Origin of the sequence: Sporosarcina sp. ANT_H38, assembly GCF_008369195.1 — a bacterium.
Classification (GTDB): domain Bacteria; phylum Bacillota; class Bacilli; order Bacillales_A; family Planococcaceae; genus Sporosarcina.
Window position 1 is genome coordinate 621,968 of the sequence record NZ_VOBC01000002.1, and the last position, 26,032, is coordinate 647,999.

Annotated in this window: 30 protein-coding genes and 1 other annotated feature (1 of these 31 only partly in view); of the genes, 11 read left to right on the forward strand and 19 right to left on the reverse strand. The window is 39.3% G+C overall.

Annotated elements, in window-relative coordinates; translation table 11 throughout:
• Positions 1 to 225 (forward strand) — a binding site (T-box leader) (it extends 29 nt beyond the left edge of the window).
• Between the two features lie 66 nt (positions 226 to 291).
• The 3 genes from FQ087_RS14980 (at position 292) to FQ087_RS22500 (ending at position 3,486) form a co-directional block, all read left to right on the forward strand.
• A complete protein-coding gene (locus tag FQ087_RS14980) occupies positions 292 to 1,536 on the forward strand; it encodes an MFS transporter (protein ID WP_149581379.1) in 1,245 nt (414 codons plus the stop codon).
• 190 nt (positions 1,537 to 1,726) lie between these two features.
• Positions 1,727 to 3,106 (forward strand): alkaline phosphatase, encoded by a 1,380-nt coding sequence (locus FQ087_RS14985; RefSeq protein WP_149581500.1) that lies wholly within the window; start codon positions 1,727 to 1,729, stop codon positions 3,104 to 3,106.
• A gap of 233 nt (positions 3,107 to 3,339) precedes the next feature.
• On the forward strand, positions 3,340 to 3,486 hold the full coding sequence (locus tag FQ087_RS22500) for a hypothetical protein (protein WP_188006773.1): 147 nt from the start codon (positions 3,340 to 3,342) through the stop codon (positions 3,484 to 3,486).
• Positions 3,487 to 3,582: 96 nt separating this feature from the next.
• On the opposite strand, the gene tatC is transcribed toward FQ087_RS22500, so the two are convergent.
• The 3 genes from tatC to FQ087_RS23100 form a co-directional block, all read right to left on the reverse strand.
• Positions 3,583 to 4,425 (reverse strand): twin-arginine translocase subunit TatC, encoded by an 843-nt coding sequence (gene tatC, locus FQ087_RS14990; protein WP_149581380.1) that lies wholly within the window; start codon positions 4,423 to 4,425, stop codon positions 3,583 to 3,585.
• Between the two features lie 12 nt (positions 4,426 to 4,437).
• Positions 4,438 to 4,635 (reverse strand): twin-arginine translocase TatA/TatE family subunit, encoded by a 198-nt coding sequence (gene tatA, locus FQ087_RS14995; RefSeq protein WP_149581381.1) that lies wholly within the window; start codon positions 4,633 to 4,635, stop codon positions 4,438 to 4,440.
• 105 nt (positions 4,636 to 4,740) lie between these two features.
• Positions 4,741 to 4,869 (reverse strand): hypothetical protein, encoded by a 129-nt coding sequence (locus FQ087_RS23100; RefSeq protein WP_255452363.1) that lies wholly within the window; start codon positions 4,867 to 4,869, stop codon positions 4,741 to 4,743.
• Positions 4,870 to 5,039: 170 nt separating this feature from the next.
• Here FQ087_RS23100 and FQ087_RS15000 point away from each other — a divergent pair, with 170 nt between their 5' ends.
• On the forward strand, positions 5,040 to 6,053 hold the full coding sequence (locus FQ087_RS15000) for a PQQ-dependent sugar dehydrogenase (protein WP_149581382.1): 1,014 nt from the start codon (positions 5,040 to 5,042) through the stop codon (positions 6,051 to 6,053).
• Positions 6,054 to 6,201: 148 nt separating this feature from the next.
• Here FQ087_RS15000 and FQ087_RS15005 read toward each other — a convergent pair whose 3' ends face one another.
• The gene (locus tag FQ087_RS15005) at positions 6,202 to 6,423 is read right to left on the reverse strand and encodes a hypothetical protein (protein ID WP_149581383.1); all 222 of its coding nucleotides are present in this window, start codon (positions 6,421 to 6,423) and stop codon (positions 6,202 to 6,204) included.
• A gap of 218 nt (positions 6,424 to 6,641) precedes the next feature.
• Between FQ087_RS15005 and FQ087_RS23375 the strand changes: the two genes are divergently transcribed.
• The 3 genes from FQ087_RS23375 to FQ087_RS15025 all read left to right on the forward strand — a co-directional run bounded on the left by FQ087_RS23375 (position 6,642) and on the right by FQ087_RS15025 (position 8,129).
• Positions 6,642 to 6,971: a CsbD family protein gene (locus FQ087_RS23375; RefSeq protein ID WP_370456081.1), complete on the forward strand. Its 330-nt coding sequence runs from the start codon at positions 6,642 to 6,644 to the stop codon at positions 6,969 to 6,971.
• 644 nt (positions 6,972 to 7,615) lie between these two features.
• The gene (locus FQ087_RS15020) at positions 7,616 to 7,921 is read left to right on the forward strand and encodes a DUF3243 domain-containing protein (protein WP_149581384.1); all 306 of its coding nucleotides are present in this window, start codon (positions 7,616 to 7,618) and stop codon (positions 7,919 to 7,921) included.
• A gap of 22 nt (positions 7,922 to 7,943) precedes the next feature.
• Entirely contained in the window at positions 7,944 to 8,129 is a 186-nt protein-coding gene (locus tag FQ087_RS15025) for a hypothetical protein (RefSeq protein ID WP_149581385.1), read from the forward strand.
• Between the two features lie 296 nt (positions 8,130 to 8,425).
• Here FQ087_RS15025 and FQ087_RS15030 read toward each other — a convergent pair whose 3' ends face one another.
• The 8 genes from FQ087_RS15030 to FQ087_RS15065 form a co-directional block, all read right to left on the reverse strand.
• On the reverse strand, positions 8,426 to 9,208 hold the full coding sequence (locus FQ087_RS15030; RefSeq protein ID WP_149581386.1) for an ABC transporter permease subunit: 783 nt from the start codon (positions 9,206 to 9,208) through the stop codon (positions 8,426 to 8,428).
• Positions 9,208 to 10,107, reverse strand: a complete 900-nt coding sequence (locus tag FQ087_RS15035; RefSeq protein ID WP_149581387.1) for an ABC transporter ATP-binding protein — start codon at positions 10,105 to 10,107, stop codon at positions 9,208 to 9,210. Before FQ087_RS15035 ends, FQ087_RS15030 begins: the two co-directional genes overlap by 1 nt.
• Positions 10,104 to 10,304 carry a PLDc N-terminal domain-containing protein gene (locus FQ087_RS15040; protein ID WP_149581388.1) on the reverse strand — a complete coding sequence of 67 codons (201 nt, stop codon included), beginning with the start codon at positions 10,302 to 10,304 and terminating at the stop codon, positions 10,104 to 10,106. The genes FQ087_RS15035 and FQ087_RS15040 overlap by 4 nt, the downstream gene beginning before the upstream one ends.
• 250 nt (positions 10,305 to 10,554) lie before the next feature.
• Complete coding sequence (locus tag FQ087_RS15045) at positions 10,555 to 10,785, reverse strand: hypothetical protein (RefSeq protein ID WP_149581389.1); 231 nt, start codon at positions 10,783 to 10,785, stop codon at positions 10,555 to 10,557.
• A gap of 95 nt (positions 10,786 to 10,880) precedes the next feature.
• Positions 10,881 to 11,567 carry an ABC transporter permease gene (locus FQ087_RS15050; protein ID WP_149581390.1) on the reverse strand — a complete coding sequence of 229 codons (687 nt, stop codon included), beginning with the start codon at positions 11,565 to 11,567 and terminating at the stop codon, positions 10,881 to 10,883.
• Between the two features lie 18 nt (positions 11,568 to 11,585).
• The gene (locus FQ087_RS15055) at positions 11,586 to 12,476 is read right to left on the reverse strand and encodes an osmoprotectant ABC transporter substrate-binding protein (RefSeq protein ID WP_149581502.1); all 891 of its coding nucleotides are present in this window, start codon (positions 12,474 to 12,476) and stop codon (positions 11,586 to 11,588) included.
• Between the two features lie 36 nt (positions 12,477 to 12,512).
• On the reverse strand, positions 12,513 to 13,169 hold the full coding sequence (locus FQ087_RS15060) for an ABC transporter permease (RefSeq protein ID WP_149581391.1): 657 nt from the start codon (positions 13,167 to 13,169) through the stop codon (positions 12,513 to 12,515).
• 13 nt (positions 13,170 to 13,182) lie between these two features.
• Positions 13,183 to 14,328 carry a betaine/proline/choline family ABC transporter ATP-binding protein gene (locus FQ087_RS15065; RefSeq protein ID WP_149581392.1) on the reverse strand — a complete coding sequence of 382 codons (1,146 nt, stop codon included), beginning with the start codon at positions 14,326 to 14,328 and terminating at the stop codon, positions 13,183 to 13,185.
• An 851-nt stretch (positions 14,329 to 15,179) separates the two neighbouring features.
• On the opposite strand from FQ087_RS15065, the gene FQ087_RS15070 reads away from it, so the two are divergent.
• Complete coding sequence (locus FQ087_RS15070; RefSeq protein ID WP_149581393.1) at positions 15,180 to 15,374, forward strand: CsbD family protein; 195 nt, start codon at positions 15,180 to 15,182, stop codon at positions 15,372 to 15,374.
• A gap of 156 nt (positions 15,375 to 15,530) precedes the next feature.
• On the opposite strand, the gene FQ087_RS15075 is transcribed toward FQ087_RS15070, so the two are convergent.
• From FQ087_RS15075 to FQ087_RS15100, 6 genes are all read right to left on the reverse strand, one after another.
• Entirely contained in the window at positions 15,531 to 16,232 is a 702-nt protein-coding gene (locus tag FQ087_RS15075; RefSeq protein WP_149581394.1) for an ABC transporter ATP-binding protein, read from the reverse strand.
• On the reverse strand, positions 16,225 to 16,998 hold the full coding sequence (locus FQ087_RS15080; protein WP_149581395.1) for an ABC transporter ATP-binding protein: 774 nt from the start codon (positions 16,996 to 16,998) through the stop codon (positions 16,225 to 16,227). The genes FQ087_RS15075 and FQ087_RS15080 overlap by 8 nt, the downstream gene beginning before the upstream one ends.
• Entirely contained in the window at positions 16,970 to 17,950 is a 981-nt protein-coding gene (locus tag FQ087_RS15085; RefSeq protein WP_149581396.1) for a branched-chain amino acid ABC transporter permease, read from the reverse strand. Before FQ087_RS15085 ends, FQ087_RS15080 begins: the two co-directional genes overlap by 29 nt.
• 4 nt (positions 17,951 to 17,954) lie before the next feature.
• Positions 17,955 to 18,839 (reverse strand): branched-chain amino acid ABC transporter permease, encoded by an 885-nt coding sequence (locus tag FQ087_RS15090; protein WP_149581397.1) that lies wholly within the window; start codon positions 18,837 to 18,839, stop codon positions 17,955 to 17,957.
• Positions 18,840 to 18,930: 91 nt separating this feature from the next.
• Entirely contained in the window at positions 18,931 to 20,085 is a 1,155-nt protein-coding gene (locus FQ087_RS15095) for an ABC transporter substrate-binding protein (RefSeq protein ID WP_149581398.1), read from the reverse strand.
• Between the two features lie 113 nt (positions 20,086 to 20,198).
• The gene (locus FQ087_RS15100; protein ID WP_188006774.1) at positions 20,199 to 21,137 is read right to left on the reverse strand and encodes a carbohydrate kinase family protein; all 939 of its coding nucleotides are present in this window, start codon (positions 21,135 to 21,137) and stop codon (positions 20,199 to 20,201) included.
• Between the two features lie 200 nt (positions 21,138 to 21,337).
• Between FQ087_RS15100 and FQ087_RS15105 the strand changes: the two genes are divergently transcribed.
• Both FQ087_RS15105 and FQ087_RS15110 read left to right on the forward strand, forming a co-directional pair.
• The gene (locus FQ087_RS15105; RefSeq protein WP_149581400.1) at positions 21,338 to 22,225 is read left to right on the forward strand and encodes an EamA family transporter; all 888 of its coding nucleotides are present in this window, start codon (positions 21,338 to 21,340) and stop codon (positions 22,223 to 22,225) included.
• A gap of 94 nt (positions 22,226 to 22,319) precedes the next feature.
• On the forward strand, positions 22,320 to 22,886 hold the full coding sequence (locus tag FQ087_RS15110) for a GNAT family N-acetyltransferase (protein ID WP_149581401.1): 567 nt from the start codon (positions 22,320 to 22,322) through the stop codon (positions 22,884 to 22,886).
• Between the two features lie 129 nt (positions 22,887 to 23,015).
• Here the strand turns inward: FQ087_RS15110 and FQ087_RS15115 are convergent, their stop codons facing one another.
• Entirely contained in the window at positions 23,016 to 23,561 is a 546-nt protein-coding gene (locus tag FQ087_RS15115; protein ID WP_149581402.1) for an NADPH-dependent FMN reductase, read from the reverse strand.
• 716 nt (positions 23,562 to 24,277) lie between these two features.
• Here FQ087_RS15115 and FQ087_RS15120 point away from each other — a divergent pair.
• Positions 24,278 to 25,591 carry a sensor histidine kinase gene (locus tag FQ087_RS15120; RefSeq protein WP_149581403.1) on the forward strand — a complete coding sequence of 438 codons (1,314 nt, stop codon included), beginning with the start codon at positions 24,278 to 24,280 and terminating at the stop codon, positions 25,589 to 25,591.
• The last annotated feature ends 441 nt before the right edge of the window (positions 25,592 to 26,032 follow it).

Below are 26,032 nucleotides of genomic sequence, written 5' to 3' on the forward strand. Positions count from 1 at the left end.
CGTTCATTCTTTGCAGAAAGCTCCGGTTGCTGAAAAGGAGTAAGAATGCGTTATCGAAACAAGTCTCTGAGCATCACTTCGGAACCAAAATGGGGGATGGAGTGACAGGAGCTCCTGTTATAGAGCCAGGGTATACGCATCTATTTGCCGTACCTGATAAGGTTACGATGGAAACATCGTAATAAACTGGGGTGGCACCACGATTGATACAATCTCGTCCTCAAGACTTAAGGTCTTGGGGGTGGGATTTTTTTATTGTCAAAAAAATGAATGGTAGAGGAGGAAAATCAAATGAGGCTTGTGAACGTAGTGAAATCTTGGAAGTATCCTTCGATGTTGTTAGCTGGAATTGGCATATCCAATGTGGGTGGCTGGATTTATTTAATTGCGCTTAATTTGATCATCCTTGAGAAGACAGGCTCTCCGCTTGCGGTGGCTGCCCTTTATATTCTTAAACCTTTGGCTACATTATGTACAAATTTTTGGTCCGGTAGCATGATAGACCGGTTAAATAAGCGAAATTTAATGGTCACTCTTGACCTGTTTCGTGCGGTATTTATCGCTACCTTGCCTCTTCTTTCTTCTCTTTGGTCGATCTATCTAGTCGTTTTTGTGATTAATATAGCAAGTTCTATGTTTGAACCGACATCCATGACTTATATTACAAAACTAATCCCCCCTAAGGATAGAAAACGGTTTAATTCATTACGCAGTTTAATCGATTCTGGAGGCTTTCTAATTGGGCCAGCTATAGCGGGATTTTTATTTATCATCGGCACACCTATTTTCGCCATCTACATGAACGCCATTGCTTTATTATTATCAGGATTAGTCACTATGATGATGCCCAACCTTGAAAGACACATACGGGTTACTAGTAAGGATGAAAAATTATCTTTTGAAGTAGTGAAGAAAGATTGGACCATTGTGTTGAGTTTTAGTCGACGCTACGCCTATGTCATGTTCATTTACTTCCTTTTTGGCTGCGTGATGGTCATGGCTACAGCCATTGACTCACTTGAAGTGGCATTTTCTAAAGAGGTCCTTTCTTTATCGGATAGTGAATATGGTTTTTTAGTCAGCATAGCAGGAGCGGGGATCGTAATGGGTGCAATTATTAATGCGATGATTGCTACTAAATCATCAACTTCTTTGCTAATTGGTTTAGGTTCCCTATTCGTTTCTGTCGGCTATATAGTTTACGCTTTTTCCACTATCTTTTTCATGGCAGCTATTGGGTTTTTCATTCTTTCATTTTCTCTCGCCTTTGCGAATACAGGCTTCCATACATTTTACCAAAACAATATCCCTGTCAATGTAATGGGCAGAATCGCAAGTATTTACGGCTTAATTGAAGCTTTTTTAATCATACTTGCAACGATTATAGCTGGCGTGGCAGCTCAACTCATTTCTATTCAGTATGTTGTTATTGCAGGGACATTCGTGATGTTGGTGATATCCATAACACTGTTCATTTCTAACATCCACCCTTCAAGGGCAAATCTCTATTCAAATTCCTCCGTAGATCGAACATAATCTTGGGATTAATATCCTTTATTCACAAAATCACTGGATAGTTCTCTCTTATTGTGCAAGATTGATTGCCGAATAACCTTTTCAATTCTTCACATACTATTAATATGAATTTACATTATTTTCATACTAGATTAACAATTTCACTTTATAGTTACCTTTGATAGTAGAAAAAATAGGAGGTTTTATATTGATGAAAAAGCAGTTATTTAAAAAAGTTATCCCCATCGCAGTTCTTTCTACCGTTTTGGTCGCAAGTTTGTTCGATACGATCACTAATCCAAGCGTCCAAGCAAATGAAGCAGAATTAAACAACAATGCTGAGATCAAAAATGTGATTTTCCTCATTGGTGATGGAATGGGCGTTTCCTATACTTCAGCTTATCGTTACTTGAAAGATGATCCTACAACATCTTTTGTTGAGAAGACAGAATTCGATAATTATCTTGTCGGTCAGCAAATGACTTACCCAGAAGATCCTGACCAAACGATAACGGATTCGGCTTCTGCGGCAACCGCGATGTCTGCAGGTGTAAAAACATATAACGCTGCGATTGCAGTGGATAACGATAAATCTAATGTGAAAACTGTTTTGGAGGCTGCAAAAGACACAGGCAAATCAACTGGACTTGTTGCTACCTCAGAAATCACCCATGCAACACCTGCTGCATTTGGCGCTCACAATGAAAACCGTAAGAATATGGATGCAATTGCCAATGATTATTACAATGAATTAATTAATGGTGAGCATAAAATCGATGTCCTTCTTGGCGGAGGTAAATCAAACTTTGAGCGCTTAGATGTCAACCTTACAGAATCCTTTAAAAATGACGGATTTAGCTATGTAACTACTAAAGAAGATCTCTTAAACGATACTAACGATCAGATTCTTGGTTTATTTGCTACTAGTGGGCTTCCTAAAATGATTGATCGTCCAGATGATATCCCCTCACTTGAAGATATGACTACTACAGCAATCGACCGCTTAAGTAAAAATGACAAAGGTTTCTTCCTTATGATTGAAGGTAGCCAAATTGACTGGGCCGGCCATGATAATGACATTGTTGGTGCAATGAGTGAAATGGAGGACTTCGAAAAAGCCTTTAAAGCAGCTATTGAATTTGCGAAAAAAGATAAGCATACGCTAGTCGTAGCAACCGCTGATCATTCAACTGGTGGATTTTCTATTGGCGCAGATGGTAATTATAATTGGCTCAGTGATACTATCAAAGCCGCAAAGCGTACACCTTCCTTCATGGCAAACGAAATTAGTAAAGGTGCAGATGTAGAGGCAACTTTAAAAAATTATATTGATCAGGATCTATTGCCTTTGACAGAAACTGAAATCGAATCTGTTATAGCTGCTGGTGAAAAAGCCAGTGATATCAATAACACAATCAAAACTATTTTTGACAAGCGCTCATATACTGGATGGACAACGGGCGGACATACCGGCGAAGACGTTCCAGTATATGCATTTGGTCCATCTAAAGATCGTTTTGCCGGATTACTAGATAATACAGACCATGCACAAATTATATTTGAAATTCTAGGTGCGAATAAAAATAAGTAATCACCGACAGAATCCGTTGCTTAAGAAAGCAGCGGGTTCTTTATATTAAGACAAGCTTTTGGCGCCTGAAGCTAAGACACTTTTCCCTTTCTAAAAAGTTATATTTCCTTATTTTAAAAACGTCTTTTTATAATAATATGATGTAGTTTGTAACAATCTTCTTGCGGTATCTTGGTTAATATCCCGCAAATCGGGCATATTATCATGAACAAAAAAATTAGGAGGAGGAGTACATGATGAACAAAATGGCCATGGCAGCACTTGGACTCGGCGCAGCCTATTTAATGAGAAATAAAGACGCCAGGGACAAACTGATGAAACAGGTTGAATCGTTCGCAGGTACAAATTCCACAAAAAACAAATCGCAAAACAACTCGTAATTTTTTTGTACACAACTTCACGAAAAAACTTCTTCACAAAAACGGCAACCCATAAATAGGTTGCCGTTTTTGCATTTAAAATAACAATTAAGCCCATTAATTCACAACCGTGTTGCGACGCTCAGTGAACTTCACAATTTGGATGCTCACTTCGTAAAGCAATACCATGGGGATGAGCACAATGAGCTGACTCACAAAATCTGGCGGTGTAATCAATGCAGACACGATCGCGATAGCAAGATACGACCATTTCCGTACGTTTTTCATCGACTCCGCAGTAAGCAATCCGATTGCTGCCAAAAACATCGCAACAATTGGCAACTCAAACAAGATTCCAATTGGCATCGTTGTCATGAGCAAAAAACTGATGTACTCCTGCGCCGACACCATTACGTTAAAATTTATCGCACCTAACGAAACTAGAAATTTATAACTTATAGGATTGACGATAAAATAACCGAATGCCACCCCCAGAATGAATAGCAGAAACATAACTGGCGAGTATAGACTGAGAAACCGGCTTTCCCGTTCGTTTAATCCTGGTTTTACGAACTGCCATAGAAAGTGACAGAGAAATGGTATAGATAAACCTAATGCAAGAGCTGTTGAAATCGACATATAAAACTTCACGACTTCCATTGGACCAAGAATGACCAACTCATAATCACGAGTAATATACGGGAACCAAAGATTGATACTCGAAAATACCGCGATTAGGAAAAACAGGAAAACAGCCGCACTTTTGACGAGCTGTTTTCTAAGATCCGTGAGGTGGTCCACAAGAGAAGGATCATTTTCTGGATCTGGTCGATTTCCTTTAATCTTTATCATACTTACGCTACTTCCAACTTCAATATCTACTCTGTCTTCCTTAGTTACAGCCTGAGATTTATCAAGTGGGCCTAAATTTTCACTATTACGATTTCCATATGGATCCATACTCTCACCTGCTTATAGTTGGTCCTTTTTCTTTATTTCATTCGGAGCTGGTTCTTCATCTGTCATAATGTCCTTCGCCGACTTTTTAAATTCCGCTAGTGTCTTCCCTACTGCGGCTCCTACTTCAGGTAATTTTTTCGGCCCGAACAAAATTAAAACAATAACAAGGATGATGATCAAACCAGGTACGCCAATACTTGCTAAACTCATTGCATAGGACTCCCTTCATTTTCAAACAAGTAATCAACCATTATGTGGAAAATACCCAGCACCGACGACAAATAATTTTTTCTGTATCTCAGTGCTGCAGATAATTCATCCGGGCTTACTCCAATGATTTACCCTCACGCAATATGTGTCTTCTGATACGGGACGATATCGTAATTCTTCAGCGGATTCTCGGCCATGGCCGTCTTCGTACGCATCTTTGTAGTCATCAGCCATCATTTATCCTCCTCTGAACTTTTATCTATTTATATAATGATTTCTAGAATAAGCATGCCGGTTCTAACGTATTTTTATACAGTGTCACTTGATATATTTGATTAATTCACTCCCCCTATCCGTATCTCGATGTATAATGACTAAAATGAAATATGAAAGGGGTATCCATCATGGAACGTCTTCTATTACTTTTTTTCCTAATCATTCTTGCAGGTTGCACCAAGGAAACATATCCAGTTCAAAATCATGTGTCCGCTGAAAAAATTGTAACTCAGCTGAGTTCACCATGGTCAATTGACAATGACGGAAAGTATTTTTTCATTTCTGAGAAAGGGGGAACGATTGCTAAAGTCGGACAAAATCAAAAGTTAAAACGCGAAAATGTTTATCTTTCAGCCCCTTTATCAGGAGCTGCTGAATCCGGATTACTGGGTTTTGTTTTGGATAAAAATTTTCATGAATCACGTATGGCATACGCCTACTACACGTATGATTTAGAGGGTGAACCGGTTAATCGGATTGTGACGTTGTATTATGACGAAGACTCATGGCACGAAAAAGACATCTTGTTAGACAGTATCCAATCAGGCCCGTTCCATCATGGCGGTCGCCTAGCGCTCTCTCCAGACAATTTTTTATACGCAACGATTGGGGATGGAGCGAATCCTGACTCCGCACAAAATCCGAATTCATTCAACGGGAAAATCCTTCGGTTAAATGAAGAAAACACCTTTGAAATTATTAGCTCTGGGCATCGAAATCCTCAAGGACTCGCATGGGATGAAAATGGAGTTATGTATGCTTCAGAACATGGTCAATTTGCGAATGATGAAGTGAATGTGATTAAAAAGGGGAACAATTATGGTTGGCCTATAATTGAGGGTGAAAAATCGAAAGTTGGCATGGAAATGCCACTCCTTACATCCGGTTCAGATGAAACATGGGCACCATCCGGTATGACATTTCATAATGGGTTGCTATACATTGCCGCACTTCGAGGCGAGGCGATTCTTGTCATTGATACGAAAAGTGGTGAAGTAATTAAAAAGATAGAGGGATACGGCCGTATTAGAGATGTGTTTTCGGACGGTGAATCACTTTACTTCATTACAAATAATACCGACGGACGTGGAAATCCTTCAGCCGAGGACGATGTTTTATACCGGTTGGTGGGAACTAGCTAGATGCATCGAAACTTTCCAACTGTAGATCCCAATTCTACTTTTCCTTGTCACCTTTCCTGACTCTCAGAATGATTTCATATGGATCCAATCATATAAGATCTTACAAAAAAACCACCCAGTAATAGGCGGTAGCCGAACGTCTTCCGATTTATTTTTCTTCCCATTCTTTAATACGTTTTTTCACTTCAGATTCCACATCTTCAAGATCCATATTATGATCTTCCTGATGGGGCTGCATTTGAAACCAGTTCACTTCATCGTCTTTAAAATGTCCTTGGTATTCCTTCCCATCCAACGTTAACTCAAAATGCAACGTTTCATATTGCGTATCTCCAAGTATTTCTTTCCGCACACTAAAACTCTCGATCATCTCTTCACCTCCATTTAATCGCTTTGAATAGTCAGACTGTCTTAACATGCACACTTTTGGATGATTTCTTACTTGAATATAAAAATTTAATTCAAGCAGCAGAATTTGACGACATAGAATCCTGCTGTGGAATAACGACAGCGCTAAACATCCTACAATGTTTACTAAATTCGCTGTCAGGTATATAGTTATATAATTAACCAATTGGGGGTTTTATAATGAGTAATAGTTTTTCCGACAAATTCAAAGGTGCTGTAAACAAAGTAAAAGGTGAAGTGAAAGACAAAATCGACAATGCAATGGATAACGATAAGGTCGACAAGTTTAAAGGTCAAGCACAGGATAAATTTGGTGAAGTGAAAGACAAAATCGGCAATGCGATGGACAACGATAAGGTCGACAAGTTCAAGGGTCAAGCACAAAATAAGTTTGGTGAAGTGAAAGACAAAATCGGCAATGCGATGGACAACGATAAGGTCGACAAGTTTAAAGGTCAAGCACAGAATAAGTTTGGCGAACTAAAAGACAAATTCACAAATAAAAAGTGACTTTACAAGAACAGCTCCGCACTATAAACTTCAAATGAACTCCGAAAATAAATCCTCTAGCGAAGAAAACTGGTTCTAAAAAAACGCACGTCGCCTGATGCCTAGATACTGTTCCGTATCGAACAACACATACTTTCTTATCCTCTAAAAAAGAAGTACTCTCTTCAGGTTCAGTAAATATAGGGGCTTCCTTTCAAATCGACTTTTACCGACAAATTACATCTTTTAACTATTGAAGCAATAAGAAGGACATATGCGCCTAGGTCAGAAGCGCCAAGTATAAGAGGGAAAAGGAAGGCAACAAGGAGGGATGCAGTTCAATCCCTTCTTGTTGCCTTCCCTGCATCCCGCGGGCATGACGTGGCGTTCTTTGCCTGCAATAGATGCAGTTAATCCTTCCTCCGCGGTGGAGCTCGACCCTATTTTATGTTGCGAAAATTATTCTTTCTTACATTTTGAAAAAGCCACTTTTTAAAGGTAAACAGCTTTTTGTATTTACCGTAAAATTCCGTCAATAACACAAAACGTACTGACAGACTTTTTGTTGCCCACTTAACTTCCTCCGCAAAAAACAGTCTTTTTTCGTATATATTTATGTATTATGGCAAGTATATGTACTAGTACGGAAAAGGAGTGGTTCATTAATGGATATAAAAGACAACATCGCAAAAGAACTATCAAAGATCGATGCCGAAAAAACCGACCAAATACTAGAAAACTTCAACCGTTTCAAACAATTCCTTTCAGAAAAAATATCCAAAGGTGAAAACCTTGGTCTAAATGATGAACAGCTTGCAAAAACGACAGAGTATGTCGCAAACTATTTAGCAAAACACGAAGAACCACGGAATAGTGAAGAAAATCTTCTACAAGAACTTTGGAAAGCCGGATCAAAAGAAGAACAGCATACACTGGCTCATATGCTATTGAAAATGGTTCGACAAACCTAAAGCCGAAAGGAAGATGGTTTAGATGACTAAAAAGAAGCCACTCAAGGATAATCCAGGAGAGCTTCGGATAGAAAAAGAAATCCGTGACGATATGAAGTTTGTCGATTTCATTCCGCTCGAAGAATTAAAACTGAAAATATCAAAAGAGAAACAGCATCCTCTTACAGAAAATGTTGTATCGAGCGAAGAAAATTTACCAAAGCCCTAAAAAAGCTGTGCTCAATTCACTTATTTGTGAATCGAGCACAGCTTTTTATTATTGTTTCAATAGGTCCAGTGGTGTACTAATTCCTAGCAGTGTCTCTTCCAGACTTCCCTTTCCGACTTTTTAAAGTAGTATTCAACTTGTAGACGGAAAGTTCCCTTTTTATAAATCAACACGTATTTCATTGTTTATATGGAAATAAATGTCGATGAACGTCGCATTTCCCGGGAAATCATTTCATCTGTCATATCCTCTGCAAGTCAAATGACCTTTTTGCGAATTAGACCACTAATGGTTATTTACACTGTCGTTTTGGCCGCGTTTCGTTTCGACATGAATATGCCAAAAACTATCAGTATGACGATGAGTAACATTGTAAGTCCGGAACTCATCCAAAAATGCGACATATCGACTTCTGACTGAAACCAATAGGATGCATACATCGACAATTTCCACGGCGACACAGTCCAATACGTACCGATAAGCGCATCCACAATCTGCAAGACGAGTGCAATTAAAATTGCAAGTCCCGCTGCCCCGCCTGTCGGAAGCCATGCACTTAATGCCAAAACAACCGTGACGACAAAGACAAGCCATAAACTATACGTTGCAACAAATGCGAATAATTCCCTTGCATCTACATGGTTAAAGAGGATTTCAATATAATACCAAGCAGCCATAAAACCAAACCATACGCTTCCAAGTACAATTCCATTAACGACAATCCATTTACTCATAAAGTAATTTCGGAATGACATCGGGCGGACATAGAGCAATGTGGCAGTTCCATTTTTCCGCTCTCCTGAAATTGTCCCCATGAAAGCCAGAATAATAATGAGAATTCCGATCAATTGATATTGTCCCAGTAATGACTGAAAGATATCTTCTCCCTTGAATTCTGGCCATTGGAATTCAGCTTCTGCCGGCATATTACCAACACTTTTCATGATTTCCGGTAGAAAGTGATTCGTTACGGGCTCCAATATACCCAAAATAATAAACACGAGCGGAATCCATAATATTTTGAAATTCCTTGTATGCTCACGCCATTCTTTCTGCAATAGTGTGCTAAATCCATTCATTAGACCACCGCAACTTTCATGAAGATTTCTTCAAGGCTCGCCGTCTGCCATTCAACTTTTCGCACTAAAAAATCGCCTGCGCTTAACACAGATAGGACCGATGACATTTCAACCTCTTCCGACCGAACGTCAATCGAAACGGTCAACTCTTTTGATGTCACTTGCCATTTAGTCACTTCCATAAATCGCAGCAACTCTTGCATCCCTTCGAATTCGATGACTATTCGAGGTTCCGCATAGCGTGCTCGTACGTCATCAAGTGAACCATGTTCAACAAGTTTCCCCAGCCGTAAAAACAGCAACTGATCTGTCATTTCTTCCGCATCGTTTAAAATATGAGTTGAATATAAAATCGTCGTTTTTTGTTGTAACTCTTTCAACAAATCCATCACTTGTCGACGTCCAACTGGATCGAGTGCAGATACCGGCTCATCTAGTAGCAATAGTTTTGGTTTATGAACAATTGCCTGCGCAAGCCCTAAACGTTGTTTCATACCTCCAGAAAAGGTACCTATTTTTTTGTTCACGGCTTCCCCTAGACCTACAAATTCCATTGTTTTTTTTGCTTCCATTGTTGCTTGTCTAGTTTCCACCCCACTTAGCCGTGCAGCCATTTCAATAAATTCTAGCGCAGATAACCAAGGAAAGAACTTCGGATATTGTGGAAGAAACCCGATAATTGACCGGATATCTTGTTTTGCACTTCCTTGAAACTGAATAGATCCACCTGTTGGTGAAACTAACCCTGCAAGCATAGACAATGTAGTAGTTTTTCCAGCCCCATTCGGCCCTATTAAAGCCGTCGCCGTATGTTCTTCAAGTTCGAACGAAACAGCATCTACTACATTGGTGGTACTATATTTCTTCGTCAAATTATTTACTTGGAGCAAAGCTGTCATACTTGCCGCCTCCCAAAGATGAAGTACAGAATTGGTCCAATCAAATTGCCAAGGATGATAATAAAAATCCACATGATAAATGGACCGTTCGTCCGTCGATGACGAATGACGTCCACGAGTGCAACAATCATCAAGATGAATTGTAATACAATTAACGGCATAATGAGATTCCAAGGAATATCCGCGAGCTCAGACATAAACTTCACAACCTTTCTAATTGTTAAAGGTAAATTCAGTATATCAACACTGTTCTATATTGTATATAACAATCATCTGAGATATGACAACATTACTAAAATATTTATGGAGCATGAGGGTTTATCATCGCTATACCTAACTCCTTAAATGAAAAACTGCAAACATGAGGGCATCGGTATTTCTCAATAAAATAATTACCAGTATACAGAAAAAGACTACCCAAATATTAGGTAGTCTTCAATCAAATCTCTATTTTATTTGTTCTTCTTCCCACTCTTGAATACGTTTTCTTACTTCAACTTCCAATTCTTTAAGCTTCCTTTCATCAATTTCTTGATCAGGGTGCATTTGAAACCAGCTTACTTCCCCTTCTTTATATAGACCTTGATATTCCTTATCGTCAAATGTCAACTCAAAGTGTAACGTTTCATTTGGTGTATCCTCAAATAATTCTTTCCTTACATTAAAGTTTTCTATCATCTCTTCATCTCCTCCAATTTTTCTACTTTAAAGTTTCTTTTATTATCCCCATCCTAAGTAGTTCAGGTTTGATTTCCTTAATGATAGGGAGTATTTCACGCCACTGTATTTGGCAATGATGATTGTTTCGCAACAGCTTTCCTGTTGGCCGGAGATAAAACACGTTCGAGCCACCCCATAAAGAGATCCGCGATGACCGCCATTAATGCGGTTGGAATTGCTCCAGCCAATATAATAGATGCTCCATCTGTCACATTCGTTCCGCGAATAATAATGGAGCCGAGTCCCCCACCACCTATGAAAGCTCCAATTGTCGCCACACCGATTGCGATAACAAGAGCTGTCCGCAAACCTGCCATGATAACTGATAACGAAAGTGGAAGTTCAACCATAAACAACATTTGCGTCCGCGTCATCCCCATTGCACGACCAGCTTCTAAAATAGGTTTTTCAACGCTTTTTATACCTGTGTACGTATTTTTTATAATAGGTAGCAACGAGTATAAAAATAAACTCATTACGACCGTGTTAGGTCCAAGACCCATCGCCAGCATCAGAACAGCAAGCATTGCTAGTGCCGGAATTGTTTGAATAATATTCGTTACCGATAACACCCATCCACTCAATTTACCGTATCGTGCAATAAGTATACCAACTGGAATCCCAACAAGCGCTGCGAACAAGACCCCGTATGCAGACATAAGGAAATGTCTAACAAACTGATCCCACACGTATGTGCCATTCATTGTGTAATACGACCAAAGTTCTTGTAACGTTTCCATTTATTCACCCCCCGTGATTCAGTTGAAGTAATTGTTTTCATCCAAAAATTCTTGTGCTACGATTGCAGGTTCTTTTTTATTAACATCCGCCTCGTAATTTAAACGTGTCATAGTTGCTCCATCGATTTTACCTGCGAGTTTTTTCAGGATTACATCAATTTCCGGGTGCTTTTCGATAACATCCTTTCGTGTCACAGGTGAACTTTCATAAGGTGGAAAAAACTGCTTGTCGTCTTTAAGCGTTTTTAAGTTAAATGCTTTCAAACGTCCGTCCGTGCTATAGGCTAAAACGACATCCATCTTACCACTATTCACTGCTTGGTAGACGAGCCCGAGAGACATAGGCAATGCTTCTCCGAATTCAAATCCATATGTATCGACGAACCCTTCATAACCATCCCCCGCTCTGTTCAACCATGAGTTGTCTACACCGAGCGTTAAATCACTAGCTATTTTTTCTATATCCGAGACAGTTTCAAGTCCTTCCTTTTCAGCAAGGGCAGCTGTTACTGTAAGCGCATATGTATTTTGGAAGCCGTATGAATCATACCAAACCTGGTCAAATCGTTTATCAAACTCTTCCTGGACCAGCGCCATTGCTTCTTCCGGATCTGCCAGTGGTTCCTCTTTCAAAATACTCGATATATCCGTACCCGTGTAGCGTGCAGCCGTAATATCTACTTGTCCGCTCGTCAATGCCTGATGTTGAATAATTGATGTCCCTAAATTTTCCACCATTTCAACATTCAAATCGGTTTCTTTTTCAATCATTAGCCGAATCATGTGACCCAGTGTCGATGTTTCCGTACTGGTAAGTGTTGCAATGCGAATTGTATCATCGCCTCCTCCAAGGCCTGGAAGTGAACAACCCCCGATTAGCAGGCTAGCAGCCAGGATTGGAAGTACCATTATTTTTTTATTTTTTCCGAACACTTTTTCCCCTCCTTAAGAAACCACTTTCCTACTTTCTTTAATTCCTTTTGGCGTAGCGAAAGATTCAAAACGACCGAGCAGGATATCAACTAGCAGTGCAAGCAACGTAACTGGTAGTGCACCAGCTATAATCAAGTCTGTCCGAAACAGATTCAGACCATCAAAGATAAAGTCACCAAGACCGCCTCCACCAATGAAAGAAGCAAGTGTTGCCCATCCAATAAGGTAAACTGCAGATAGTCTTATGCCAGCCATAATAACAGGAACTGCAAGCGGAAGTTCAACGTTCATGGTGCGTTCAAGCGCCGTCATTCCCATTCCCCTACCCGCCTCCACGAGGTCCTGATTGACCTCTTTCACGCCAATAAATGTATTTCTAAGGATTGGCAACATCGAATAAAGGAACAATGCAACAATTGCGGGTGTTTTTCCAATTCCCAAAAGCGGTATGAAGAATGCCAGAATCGCAAGACTAGGAAATGTTTGGATAACTCCGACCACGCCCAATACAAAACCAGCTATCTTCGGAACTTTTGTAAGCATTATTCCAAGTGGTACTGCAACGAGAATTCCAAGTAAAAGTGCTATAAAAGATATGTATAGATGTTCCCAAGTCTTCGTTGCAATCTGACTCCCATACTCTGAGAAAAATTCAATCAGTCCGTTCATTTAAAAACCTCCTTTACACTTGACCTAGTGTTTGCTCTTCGCCTTCTCCCCAAATGGAATCATAGACGATGTCCACAAGGTTAGTCCTTGTTATCAAGCCGACCAAACGGCGATCTTCGTCGACAACGGCTACGTATTTCAATCCCCGTATAAGAATATTACGCGTTGCTTCACGAAGAAGCGTATCTTCATGGACAACGGTCAATTCCGTAGACATGACTTCCTGGACCTGCGTTTCCATATTGCGGCCCCTGTCTATCATCTCGACATTGAGCAGACCTTTCAGTACATTATTTTCGTCAACGACAAGAAGTGAATCCACACGTCGCTCTCGCATAAGCTGAACTGCTTTAGACAGTGTTCCTTCCATTTGGAAAGAGATAGGGTTGGGATTCATGATTTGTCCCACCGTCTGGATATGTTGTTGAGCTTGTAATAGACGGTCTTTACCAATGAAATCCTCTACGAACTCATTGGCTGGATTTCTCAAAATTTCATCTGGAGTTCCCATTTGCACAATTTTCCCGTCCTTCATAATCACGATGCGATCTGCGAGCTTAATGGCCTCATCCATATCGTGGGTAACAAAGATAATTGTTTTCCCTAGTGTCCTTTGAAGATGTTTGAACTCCGCCTGTAACGAGTCACGGGTAATTGGATCGAGCGCACCAAAAGGCTCGTCCATAAGAATAAGGGGAGGATCAGCAGCTAATGCACGAAGTACACCGATACGTTGTTGTTGCCCACCACTTAGTTCATGTGGGTAGCGATCAAGGAATTCTTTCGGCATATTGACAAGTTCGATTAACTCATCCGCCTTGTTGTTTCGCTCCTCAACCGACTTCTTCATAAGGCGCGGTACGAGCGCAATATTTTCTCGAATGGTCATATGTGGGAATAGACCAATTTGCTGAATAACATAACCAATTGAACGCCGCAATTGCACGATGTTCTTTTCCATTATATTTTCCCCATTGATCAATATCTTTCCCTCTGTTGGCTTAACTAACCGATTGATCATTTTCATAGTTGTCGTTTTTCCGCAACCACTCGGACCGATAAAGACGATAAATTCACCTGCATTGATATGTAAATCTAAGTTATCTACAGCTTTTTTACCACCAGCATAAATCTTTGACACATTTTTAAATTCAAGCACTCATTTCGCCCCCTAATAAATGTTCCACAACCTACTTTTATGTATTCAGAACGAATACCCTTTTAATTCATTACCCTTTTTAATTGATTTTCAAACATTACTAGTGATAGTTTGTTTATAATACTCAATTAGCAAGACAATTATATGCATTATGAAAGTTGTGAAATCCACTCTGTTCTCGCCATGTATATGCAATGGGTACAGTAAGTACTTCAATGATTGAAACAACAAAAAAGCAATCAAATATGCCGTCTTTACGACATACTCAATTGCCTTTTTACAGGTATAAACCTTTTCATAAAATAGATTAAGCCTTTCATCCTCACTCTGGATCCATTTAGCACTTCTCTTTATCCACCAAAATTAAGCAACTACTAATTTGATCAAACTGTAGAGCTCCTTACAGGGTTGTAATTGGGTTACTGTTGTTCATCCGTCGCGCTCTAAATTCACAGGTACACGAAATGCTTAAGCTTTTAGGGACGAAGGAATAGATGGCTTACTATTATAGAAGAAACGCATTGTTTGACGTGCTAAAGTGCTTCAATTATATCATCAGGCAATTTCAAACTTAATAGAAAAGGAGCTATTCTTTCATTCTGCAAAGCAATTCGAAACAGGATTACCAAGGAGGAATGAACTGCAATTCCTCCCCAATGGTGTTGTTGGAAGTGACGGAGTCATATTCAACAACATTTAAACCCGAGTAAAGATGTAGTAAGCGTTTCGTGTAATAAAATGATATATCAACAGACCTGTGAATCTAGTTAAGTTCTAGGTGCCTCCATCATGTTTAACGATTCTTTAACCGGGTATATATTCTTTAACATAAATAAAATGGAGGTTTTACAATGACTAACAATGGTTTCTCAGACAAAGTAAAAGGGACAGTGAATAAAGTTAAAGGCGAGACAAAGGATCAAATAGGTAACGCTACAGATAACAGCTCCCTGCAAGCTGAAGGCAAGTTCGATAAATTGAAGGGTAAAGCACAAAATAAAGTCGGAGAACTAAAAGATAAGCACTCCGATAAAGATAAATATTAATCTAAAAAAACAGCTGTTTCCATTGGAAGCAGCTGTTTTTCTATCACTATAAGTACATTTACCTGAAGGCTAGTAAGGACCCATCACTAACTATGACTAGTTCCTAGATTTCCCGACCGATGTAGTCAGCTAGTTATAAAATCTGTAAATTAGTCATTAATGGCCAAGATAAGCCTTTTTAATCGTATCATCTTGCAGTAACTCTTTCGCGTTGCCGCTCGCGACCACTTTACCTGTCTCAAGAACATAGCCATAGTCTGCAACTTTTAAAGCCTGCCGCGCGTTTTGTTCAACAAGTAAAACAGTCGTTCCCGCTTCATTGATCTCTTTAATAATTTTAAAGATATCCGCAACAATTAACGGAGCCAGTCCCATCGATGGCTCGTCCAGTAGAAGTAGTTTTGGTTTAGACATAATTACTCGCGCAATCGCCAACATTTGTTGTTGTCCGCCAGAAAGCGTACCACCTAGCTGAGATTGTCTTTCCCTTAGTATCGGGAACCGATCCATCGCCTTTTCAAGATCAGTATTTACTTCATCATCATTTCGATGATAGGCTCCCATTTCCAAGTTTTCTAAAACAGTCATGGAAGCTAAAATACCTCGTCCTTCTGGAACTAATGCTAACCCTTTTCTTAAAAGCTGATCAGGTCGTAGTCCAGTTACATCCTTACCCAGATAATGAATGCTACCTTCTTTTGGTTTCAACAACCCTGCGATCGTATTCATCATCGTTGTTTTCCCAGCACCATTTGCACCAAGGATAGTTACAATCGTTCCCTCTTTAACTGTTACGTCAACACTTCTCAATGCCTGGATCTTATCATAAAAGGTACTGACATTCTGTAGTTTAAGCAAGCTCATCTTCCTCCTCAACCCCGAGGTAGGCTTCAATTACTTCTTTATTGTTTTGAATACTGCTCGGTGTGCCTTCTGCAATTTTCTTTCCAAAGTTCAATACAACAATGCGACTACAAATTCGCATAACAAGCGGCATATCATGTTCGATTAATAAAATAGTTATATTTAGCGCTTGAATTTTCTTGATCAAATCAAATAAATCATTTGTTTCTTTTTCATTCATTCCTGCAGCTGGCTCGTCAAGTAGCAATAATTGAGGTCTACTTGCCAAAGCTCTTGCAATTTCCAATCTACGTTGTTGACCGTAAGATAGATTTTTCGCAATGGTATGGCCGAATTCTAATAATCCAACAATTTCTAGAATCTCATCCGAATTTCTTAATACATTTTCCTCTTCTTGCTTTTGATACTTTGTCCGGAATACGCTTTGTAAAACACCCGTAGTTAGGCGACAGTGATTTCCTACCATCACATTTTCACGAACAGTTAGCTCTGAAAATAGCCTGATATTTTGGAATGTACGACAGATTCCCTGTTTCGTAATTTCATGTGGTTTCAAGCTTGAAAGCGACTTTCCCATGAATGCAATTTCACCAGAACTAGGAGGAAACATGGCGGTAATCATATTGAACATTGTTGTTTTACCTGCACCGTTCGGCCCTATCAAACCCAGTACTTCTCCTTGTTCTATTGAAAAGGAAACATCCGTCAAGGCTTGAATCCCACCAAAGTTTTTACTTATCTTTTTTATTTCCAGTACCATGTTTTCCCTCCTTCTTCTTTAATCTTGGACGTTTAATCCAACTGATGACATTCATATCAATAAGCCCCTGAGGTCGGAATGCCATCATAAGTACAAGGAGGGCACCGTAAATCATGAAGCGATATTCGCTGATGACACGTAGAAACTCTGGCATTGTTGAAAGGAAAATGGCACCAAATATCGGCCCCCAAATAACTTCACTCCCACCAAATATAGCGAAGATCAGAATTTCAACAGCTCGATGATAACCAAAATCCGACGGACTAATATACGCCGTTAAATGCGCATATAATGCCCCTGCAAATCCAGCCAGTAGCGCACCTTGGCCGAATGCTAGAATCTTATAGTATGTAATGTTAATGCCCATTGCTTCCGATGCCTCTTCATCCATTTTAATAGAAGCAAATGCACGCCCTATTCTAGAATTATTCTGTCTAATAAAGAACCAAATAACTCCTATAGTAATAATCAGTAACACAAGAAAAACTGACAAACTTACAAATTGGTTATTTTTCAATCCAATCATTTCCGGACTAAAACCTAAGCTCTCACTGAAGCTCAAAATTTCTCGTCCCAGATGAGGAATGCCACGTATCCCAATAGCACCGTTCGTTAAACCCTCCCAGTTGATGAATAGTACTCGAATAACTTCTCCAAACCCAAGCGTTGCAATCGCAAGATATACGCCTTGTAACCTTAGGGCAGGAAAACCAATTAACACACCGATAAAACCTGTAAACACAGCCGCAATAATAATGCCAAGTACTAGAGGTACATTATAATTAAGCGTTAAAATAGCCGACGTGTATGCACCTATACTCATGAATCCCGCATGCCCCAATGACAATTGCCCTGTTCCAAGCGTTATGTAAATACTAACTCCAAGGATAATATTCAATAGAATAAAAGTTGTAACCTGCAAATAATATGGGTTTATTAATTCGCTTAACATATAATCACCCCTTTGATTTCGATGTTGACGTACCGAAAAGTCCTTGTGGTCTAACAATTAAAATAACGATAATCGCTATAAACGCGATGGCATCACGATAACCTGAATTTCCATAGGCCACTAAAAACGTTTCAGAAAGTCCCAATATTAGACCGCCCGCCATCGCACCACGAACGTTTCCTAAACCACCAAGAATGATAATGGCTAAACCTTTTAATCCAAATGATAAACCCATTTGTGGGTTAACAGAGTTAAATGCGATTCCAACTAGAATTCCCGCAATTCCACCCATTGCAGATGCAATAATAACTGTTTGTGTAATCACTCTTTTCGTATTAACACCAAGTAGGCTTGCAACTGCTAAATTTTCTGCACTTGCACGTAAAGCCTTGCCTGCCTTTGTTTTCGACAGCCAAAAGGTGAGCCCAAACATTAATAAAATTGCAATAACGAAGATAAGAATTTGGACATAATAGACGGTTGTTGTACCAATCGTAATGTTCAACTCCGAAAAACTTGTTCGGAATGGATGATTTCCAGCTCCAAAAAAGTGATGAGCAGCATTTTCAAGAAAAATAGATACCCCAATTGTACTGATAAGTGGAGCAAGATGGGATACGCCTTCTTTCCCTCTAAGTGGCCTTAATGCAAAACGCTCAAGGAAATAACCTAATATCCCCGTTACAATAATGGCAACCAAAAAGGCCACGTAAAGCGGTAAACCTAAACTATTTGTTACAATAACACCCATAAATGCACCAAACATAAAAATTTCTCCATGGCCCATATTGACGATGTTAAGAACGCCAAACACAAGCGTATAACCGAGGGCTACAACAACATAGATACTTCCCAATGTAAGACCATTTATTAATTGTTCAATTAGCAATGTGCACCCTCCTTATCCATTCCTAGTCATTTTCGAGAGTCAAATAGGAATGCAATCAGGCTGTAAACATCTCAACCTGATTGCCAATCATTTATTCAAATACTATATATTCATTGCCTTCAATGATTAGTACGGTAGGATCCATTAATATATCCCCTTCTTCATCAAATGACATTGTGCCCAATACTCCTTTAAAATCTTTGAGTGCAGCTAATGCATCACGAATTTCATCACGGTCAGCAACACCTGCATTTTTAACAGCTTCAGCCATTAGATACAATCCGTCATAAGCTTGTGCAGCAAACTGATCCGGTTCAACTCCATAAGCTTCTGTATAGTTTTTAACAAAATTCTTTACTTTTTCATCATCTTTTTGAGCAAACCATGGAGTCGCAACGATTAAACCATTGGATGCATCTCCGGCAATTTTAATGACTTCCGGTGAGTTGAATCCATTCCCACCGACGAATGGAACATCCAGACCCATTTTTCTAGCTTGGTCTAAAATCACTGCACCTTCATTATACAAAGCAGATGCAAGAATCAAATCCGGATTTAAGTTCTTTATTTTCGTTAATTGTGCTTTATAATCTGATTGACCTAACTGGAATGTTTCTGTAGTAACGATCTCTAGATTCAAGTCTTCTGCAACTTTTTTCATTACGTCGTAACCCGCTTTTGTAAATACATCGTCATTACCATATAAAATCGCTACTTTTTTGACATCATATTTTTCAATTGCTTTTTGTACGGATGCTGGAATCGCTAGTGTCTCAGGTATTGAGTTTCTGAACACATATTCACCAAGTTGAGGAACCCCCTCGGCAGTATTTGAAGTCCCCATAATTGGAACACCATTTAATTCGGCTTCAGGTCCAACTACAAACATTTCAGTACTGAGTGTAGGTCCAATAATTGCATCAACATTATCCGAGTTCATCAATTTCTGTGCAGCAGATAATGCTTCTTCCTGTTTACCTGCTGAGTCTTCAATCATTAATTCCAGATCAACTTCTCCTGCTTCTTTAAGTTCTTTATTGGCCAACTTCAAACCATTCGTAATTGCTTCTCCATAACCAGCTCCTGGTCCAGTTAAATAGGAAATGACGCCTATTTTAGCTTTTACAGCACCATCTGCTCCTGTTTCTTTGTCACCAGCGTCCTTCGTACCACTGCCGCATGCAGTCAGTACTACCAGCGTGAAAACCATTAAAACTGAAAATAACAGTTTGATTCTCTTATTCATTTGATTTCATCTCCTTTAATAGTATAAAAACAATGATAATTCTAAATATACAACATTAATCAGTTAATTGAAATGATAAAAAAAAACCTCCCAATTAAAAAGGGAGGATTCCATCATTCTTCTATGTCTTCAAGTCTAGGCATTGCCGACAATGCACCTGGTTTCGTTGCGCAGAGTGCACCCAGTTTATTGCCAAAGGAAATATAGTCAATCCATTCATCTCTTGTTTCAGGCTGCCCCTTTAAATGAATTTGACGAAGAATACCTGCAATAAATGCATCGCCTGCTCCCGTCGTATCGACAGGCACAACGGGTTCAACGCCTACATGTGTCATGATTCCATTGATGACTGCAAAAGTACCTAGCTCACCAGCGGTAACAAGTACTACCGGAATCTGATAAGGCATCAGCTTGGCGATTCCATCTTCCAGCGTATCTGTCTCTGTCAGGAAAAAAAGCTCTTCTTCTGTCAGCTTCAATATATTCGCTTCTTCAACAAATGACATGATTGTCTCACGGCAAAGCGCTTCACTTTCCCACCTCAGTGGACGGATATTTGCGTCCACTGACAAAGGCACTCCAAACTTCTTAGTAAGACGCACTGCTTCCCATGTCGTTTGTAGGGCTGTTAAATGGAACATCGTGCCCGAACAAATATGGAATGCGGAAGCATCTCGAAACGCCTCCATGGATAAATCTGTAGTTTCCACCTGAATATCTGGCGTCTCATCGATATATGTATGGAAAATACGATCATTATCTTCCGTCAAATGTACGTAAACACCACTCACTCGCTTGTCATTTTCATGTTTCGCAAACGATAAGTCGACGCCTTCTTCCCGTAACTCCTCTCGAACAAATTCAGAAGTTGCATCATCTCCCGTAACAGTAATAAAAGTGGAAGAAGCGCCAAGCCGGGAAATGCCTGCCGCCACATTGACTGTTGCTCCTCCAAGAAACGTTGTAAACGTCGAATTGGACTGATCTTCCGCTATATAATCGACGAATGCATCACCGTAAATTAAAACATGTTTTTTATTTGAGTCAATCATTGATATACTCCCCGCAACTTCATTTTCCCTATCGTATCATGGAACACGTTTATCATGGAAAGTACTGAAATATACAAATAGTTTCTATTTAATAATGAATCCTTACACTCAACAATTAAATTCAACTAGTCGTCAGACTTCTGAGTAATTCTTTCCCTAACCGTGGTATACTGTTTGGATGGAACAGGAGGATTTATCTTATGAAACTTTGGATTTACCCAATACTTATTGTCTTTGCTGCGAGCTGTTACGGAATTCTTTCAACAATTATTAAACTGGCGATTCAGGATGGTTACACAGCTGCCGAGGCGGTAACGAGCCAATACTTCGTCGGGTTTTTCATAGCTCTACTTATTTTCATCATAGTCCGTCGTAAAGTCCCAAAATTCGGAGGTGGCGTGACGCTCCTTCTTGCGGGGTTATTCACCGCAACGACTGGTACGGTATACGGTCAAGCCATTGAATACATGCCCGCTTCTCTTGCGGTTGTTATGTTATTCCAATTTACTTGGGTCGGAATGCTGTTCGACTGTATCGCTAAACGACGCCTTCCAAAACGGATTGAAGTCATTTCACTGCTCTTCCTTTTCGGCGGTACAATTCTTGCAGCCGGCATTATCGATGCAGATCTTAGTGGAATTCCTTGGCAAGGTTGGGCATGGGGGATGGCTTCAGCTGTCAGCTTTGCATCATTCGTTATGATTAATTCACGACAAGTTGAAGGAATGGATACGGAAACACGCTTATTGTTCACATCATTTTTCGCAGCCATTGCCATCTTCTTTTTCCAAACGCCTGAAATCGTTTGGAACGGTACGTTGTTCGGTGGCGGTTTATGGGTATACGGTTTGATTCTTGGATTGTTCGGGATTGTCATTCCGATATATCTCTTCTCAATTGCAGTGCCTAAAGTTGGGACTGCGATGACATCGATTTTAAGCGCTGCAGAACTGCCAGTTGCTGTCACTGTGTCCGTTATTTTATTGAACGAGGCGCTAACAATTCTCCAAGTAATTGGTATAATCATTATCGTAATCGGCATTATTTTGCCGACCATTGAGCAAAGAAGATTGAATTATAGAAGGTAGGTTAAACAGCCCACTGCACCTGCAGGACGGCTGTTTTCTTTACAACAAGTACTATTTGATATAATAGAGGATGTAGAAGGAGGCTTTTTTAATAATGGACATAACAATTCGACAAGCACAACCGGCTGATGCCGAACAAGCCGCGCCACTTATTATCGATGCAATCGGCGATATCGCTAAAAGAATGACAGGTGAAAAAGAATGGGACAAGGTGGAGCAGGAACTATGCGTCCTGTTTAAGCGTGAGGATAACCGACACTCCCATCTCTATACATACATTGCGGAGCTGGATGAAAAAGTAGCTGGTATTATGGTGCTCTACGCTGGTGCGGATGCCCTCGAACTCGACCAGAACTTAAGTGAGTGGCTTGCTAAAAAAGGGACCGCCAACTCCGAAGTAGACGCTGAATCATTAGCTGACGAACTTTACATCGATACTGTTTGTATTGATCCTGCATTTCGAGGTCAGGGAATAGGTACAACATTGTTTGAGTATGCAGAAGAAGTCGCGAAACAAAAAAATAGTGCAAAGCTTTCTTTAAACGTCGAAACAGAAAAAGAATCGGCTATCCGCCTCTACAAGAGGCTGGGTTATGAAATCGTCTCACCATGGACAATTATTGGTGAACCGTTTCATCATATGGTGAAAATTATTAATTAAGAAAAGCGCAAGCGCCTTGAGCTGGGGCTAGACACTAGTCCAGGATGAAAAACTTATACTTTCTTATCCCATAAAATATAAACCGCCTTCTGATTTCTCCATTAGAAATCAAAAGGCGGTTTTCTTTCTTTATTTAATTTCTTGCTCTTTAACGAAAGTAATAAACTTATCAACGACTTGATCTAAAAACTTGAGTGTGCCCTCATCTCTCAGTCCACCGTCTAGGAACTTTTGTCCAGCTGATCCAATGAAGATTTCATTTCCCGCAGGAGGTAGTGTAGTTGCTTGGATACTCTGTAAAACCTGTCGTAAGTGCATTTGTGCTCTTACCGTTCCTAACACTCCTTGGGAAACCCCCATCGGCAACACCGGTTTTCCTACTATCGGCTTGTCCACTCTGGATAGCCACTCCAATGCATTTTTCAAAACACCCGACATCGACCAGTTGAATTCAGGTGTGCTAATGATGACAGCATCCGCTTCAGCAATCATTTTCTTGTAGTTCTGTACTATCTCTGAAGGTGAATTTTCCTCATCCTCATTATAGAACGGCAAATTTCCGATATCCGCAATTTCGACTTCGAAAAGGTGACCGTATCTCTTTTCAATCGTTTTCACTAATTGCATGTTTAAAGAATCTTTTCGTAAACTCCCGACAATCGCTACAATTTTCATCAAGTTCTCTCCCTTTTTTACACATACCATTCTTTAACATGTATTTTACACCATACTCTTCATTCTTATCTACCGTTCGACTCGACTTTGATTATAAATTTCCCCATATGAATTAATCTCATAATAGGGTTATTAAACTGGAAAATGAACAATGTTGATTTCCGCTTCGGGTGGATTCTTTCCGCGGGCACGGCTTCAGCCTCCTCGTCATTTCACTCCATTTTCGGCACTCTAGTACTTTGTACAATGTGTTCCCTCCTTACTTTTAGCAAAGAATATGCATCTAATCATGTGATACCCTATAGAAAGTGACACTTCTTTAAGATAAATTAGAAAAAACAATAGAGATAGCATCAGCACTCTATGTACTTTTGCATTGGGAGCGCGACGGATGAAGGACAAACCTACAGTTCCAGACATCTCCGTGATCGTAATAGAAGTCAGTTAATCCAAATCGACCCAAAAGCGCGACTATACAAGTAGCGGTCTGGGGGGTGTTCAAGTTATTTACTGGTTAATTTTAGTTAATTCTGGTTAATCAATAGACGTGATTTTTATTGGAAATAACTAGCTAATCATTAAGCCTGATAGTATAATGCTATTGTTCAAACGAGAATTATTAATTTCATAGGCACAAGAATATTTCATATGACATTCGGATAATCTATGTGATTATTCATTTTTCAATTGAAAAAGATGAGGAAGTATAATTTTGTATGAAAAATCATAAAATAAAACTAATTTTAGTATTATCTGCAGTTTTGTTATTGTTTTTTACAAGTTTAAATGTCTTTACCTCATATGTGAAGATGAAAAAGACGGTTGAAGAGTCAATCGCGAATCAAAGTCTTGCAGCTGCCGAATCCATTGCGTCTGCGCTAAATAAAGAAACGTATCAGAAATTTTTGAATGACCCAGTAAAAAATGAATATTATTGGGAATTAACAAACTACTTAGTTGATGCAAGAGAAAAACTGGGTGCATTATTTGTGTATACATTGAAAATCGATAATCCAAAAGTATCGACTATAATGATAGGCGGATTACCCAAGGAATTAGATGATAGCTATAGCATTGGTGCGGTTTGTACAGTACCTGAAAAGCAGGTCAAAAGAGCTTTTGAAGGCAATACATATGTTACAAATATAATTGAGGATGCCGATTTTGGCTCTTATCTTTCTGTTGGAGTGCCGATAAAGGATGAAGCAGGAAAGGTCATGGGATACTTAGGTATCGATATTAGTGTTGATACACTTAATGATATAAAAGGGACAGTACTGAAAAATAATATCCTTCTCTTCATCTTTAATGGTGCCTTTATTTTGGTCGTAATCGGATCCTTCTTTTTATTGCAAAGATGGTATCAAAAAGAAGTGGCAAAGGCAGTCGGGTATACAGAAGATACATACCAAGCTGAACTTAAAACGTTAATCACTTCCATATCTTCTTTAAGACATGATTTCACCAATCATATTCAGGTTTTACATGGGCTGCTTCAACTAGGGGAATCTAAGCAGGCTCAGCAATACGTATCATCTTTGTCTAAAGAAGTTCTGGCGATAGAATCTCTAAAGTTAAATATAGATCATCCTGGTCTTTCAATCCTATTGCAAACAAAGAAACTGACTGCACAAAATTATCATATTGATATGAATTTCACGGTTTCTCATGATGAATTCGACAAAATAAAAACAACAGATTTAATCATAATACTTTCGAATTTAATTGATAATGCAATTGATGCAACAATTGCATTACCTGAAGCTGAACGTGAAATAGCAATTAGCTGTAAAAAGGATGTTACGCAGTATGTATTTAAGATTACGAATACGGGCCCTGAAATTATTGAGAATGAACATATTTTTGAACAAGGATATTCAACAAAAAAAGCAGAACAAGGAAAGATAAGAGGGCAAGGTTTATTTATTGTGAAGGAAGTTGTGAATAGATATAACGGGAAATTATCAATTGATTCACTAAACGAACTAGAGACTATAGCCATTGTGGAAATCCCTCTAAAGAAAAATTGAATGAAAGTGTAAACTCCCTTCTACTTATTGTGGGGAGTTTTTTCATGAAATGTTCCTATATGAATTAATTTCATAATAGGGTTATTAAACTGGGAAAAACGAACAATGTTGATTTCCACTTCAGATGGACGCTTTCCGCTACACTCAACGAGAGTAGTCTGAAATATTGACAGACAATGAATAAATAGATGAATTATATCTTTCGTCTTTTCACAAAAAAATTAGTAAGTATTAAATTGATTCGTATATGTCGAAATATAGAATTCCTTTCAATCCATTGCGGCGCTTCAGGGGTCCTCCCGCTGTCCTATCACTCCTACGGCTACCCTTGGTAAGGCGCCCACGCTCTGTATATACACGGATTCATTTGCTCAATTTATATGCCTGAAAACTTTTTAGTGTTTCTAAGGGTAAGTATAGTAAGAGCAACAAAATTCCGTT

Coding starts and splice junctions, on each gene's coding strand:
- FQ087_RS15025 (WP_149581385.1), top strand. CDS start 7,944: ATGACTAAAAAGAAGCCACTCAAGGATAATCCAGGAGAGCTTCGGATA.
- FQ087_RS15085 (WP_149581396.1), bottom strand. CDS start 17,950: ATGTTAAGCGAATTAATAAACCCATATTATTTGCAGGTTACAACTTTT.
- FQ087_RS15045 (WP_149581389.1), bottom strand. CDS start 10,785: ATGATAGAAAACTTTAATGTAAGGAAAGAATTATTTGAGGATACACCA.
- FQ087_RS15070 (WP_149581393.1), top strand. CDS start 15,180: ATGACTAACAATGGTTTCTCAGACAAAGTAAAAGGGACAGTGAATAAA.
- FQ087_RS23100 (WP_255452363.1), bottom strand. CDS start 4,869: ATGGCTGATGACTACAAAGATGCGTACGAAGACGGCCATGGCCGAGAA.
- FQ087_RS15105 (WP_149581400.1), top strand. CDS start 21,338: ATGAAACTTTGGATTTACCCAATACTTATTGTCTTTGCTGCGAGCTGT.
- FQ087_RS22500 (WP_188006773.1), top strand. CDS start 3,340: ATGATGAACAAAATGGCCATGGCAGCACTTGGACTCGGCGCAGCCTAT.
- FQ087_RS14985 (WP_149581500.1), top strand. CDS start 1,727: ATGAAAAAGCAGTTATTTAAAAAAGTTATCCCCATCGCAGTTCTTTCT.
- FQ087_RS15080 (WP_149581395.1), bottom strand. CDS start 16,998: ATGGTACTGGAAATAAAAAAGATAAGTAAAAACTTTGGTGGGATTCAA.
- FQ087_RS15115 (WP_149581402.1), bottom strand. CDS start 23,561: ATGAAAATTGTAGCGATTGTCGGGAGTTTACGAAAAGATTCTTTAAAC.
- FQ087_RS15050 (WP_149581390.1), bottom strand. CDS start 11,567: ATGGAAACGTTACAAGAACTTTGGTCGTATTACACAATGAATGGCACA.
- tatC (WP_149581380.1), bottom strand. CDS start 4,425: ATGGATCCATATGGAAATCGTAATAGTGAAAATTTAGGCCCACTTGAT.
- FQ087_RS15040 (WP_149581388.1), bottom strand. CDS start 10,304: ATGTCTGAGCTCGCGGATATTCCTTGGAATCTCATTATGCCGTTAATT.
- FQ087_RS15055 (WP_149581502.1), bottom strand. CDS start 12,476: ATGGTACTTCCAATCCTGGCTGCTAGCCTGCTAATCGGGGGTTGTTCA.
- FQ087_RS15030 (WP_149581386.1), bottom strand. CDS start 9,208: ATGAATGGATTTAGCACACTATTGCAGAAAGAATGGCGTGAGCATACA.
- FQ087_RS15060 (WP_149581391.1), bottom strand. CDS start 13,169: ATGAACGGACTGATTGAATTTTTCTCAGAGTATGGGAGTCAGATTGCA.
- tatA (WP_149581381.1), bottom strand. CDS start 4,635: ATGAGTTTAGCAAGTATTGGCGTACCTGGTTTGATCATCATCCTTGTT.
- FQ087_RS14980 (WP_149581379.1), top strand. CDS start 292: ATGAGGCTTGTGAACGTAGTGAAATCTTGGAAGTATCCTTCGATGTTG.
- FQ087_RS15005 (WP_149581383.1), bottom strand. CDS start 6,423: ATGATCGAGAGTTTTAGTGTGCGGAAAGAAATACTTGGAGATACGCAA.
- FQ087_RS15095 (WP_149581398.1), bottom strand. CDS start 20,085: ATGAATAAGAGAATCAAACTGTTATTTTCAGTTTTAATGGTTTTCACG.
- FQ087_RS15100 (WP_188006774.1), bottom strand. CDS start 21,137: ATGATTGACTCAAATAAAAAACATGTTTTAATTTACGGTGATGCATTC.
- FQ087_RS15035 (WP_149581387.1), bottom strand. CDS start 10,107: ATGACAGCTTTGCTCCAAGTAAATAATTTGACGAAGAAATATAGTACC.
- FQ087_RS15110 (WP_149581401.1), top strand. CDS start 22,320: ATGGACATAACAATTCGACAAGCACAACCGGCTGATGCCGAACAAGCC.
- FQ087_RS15000 (WP_149581382.1), top strand. CDS start 5,040: ATGGAACGTCTTCTATTACTTTTTTTCCTAATCATTCTTGCAGGTTGC.
- FQ087_RS15020 (WP_149581384.1), top strand. CDS start 7,616: ATGGATATAAAAGACAACATCGCAAAAGAACTATCAAAGATCGATGCC.
- FQ087_RS15120 (WP_149581403.1), top strand. CDS start 24,278: ATGAAAAATCATAAAATAAAACTAATTTTAGTATTATCTGCAGTTTTG.
- FQ087_RS23375 (WP_370456081.1), top strand. CDS start 6,642: ATGAGTAATAGTTTTTCCGACAAATTCAAAGGTGCTGTAAACAAAGTA.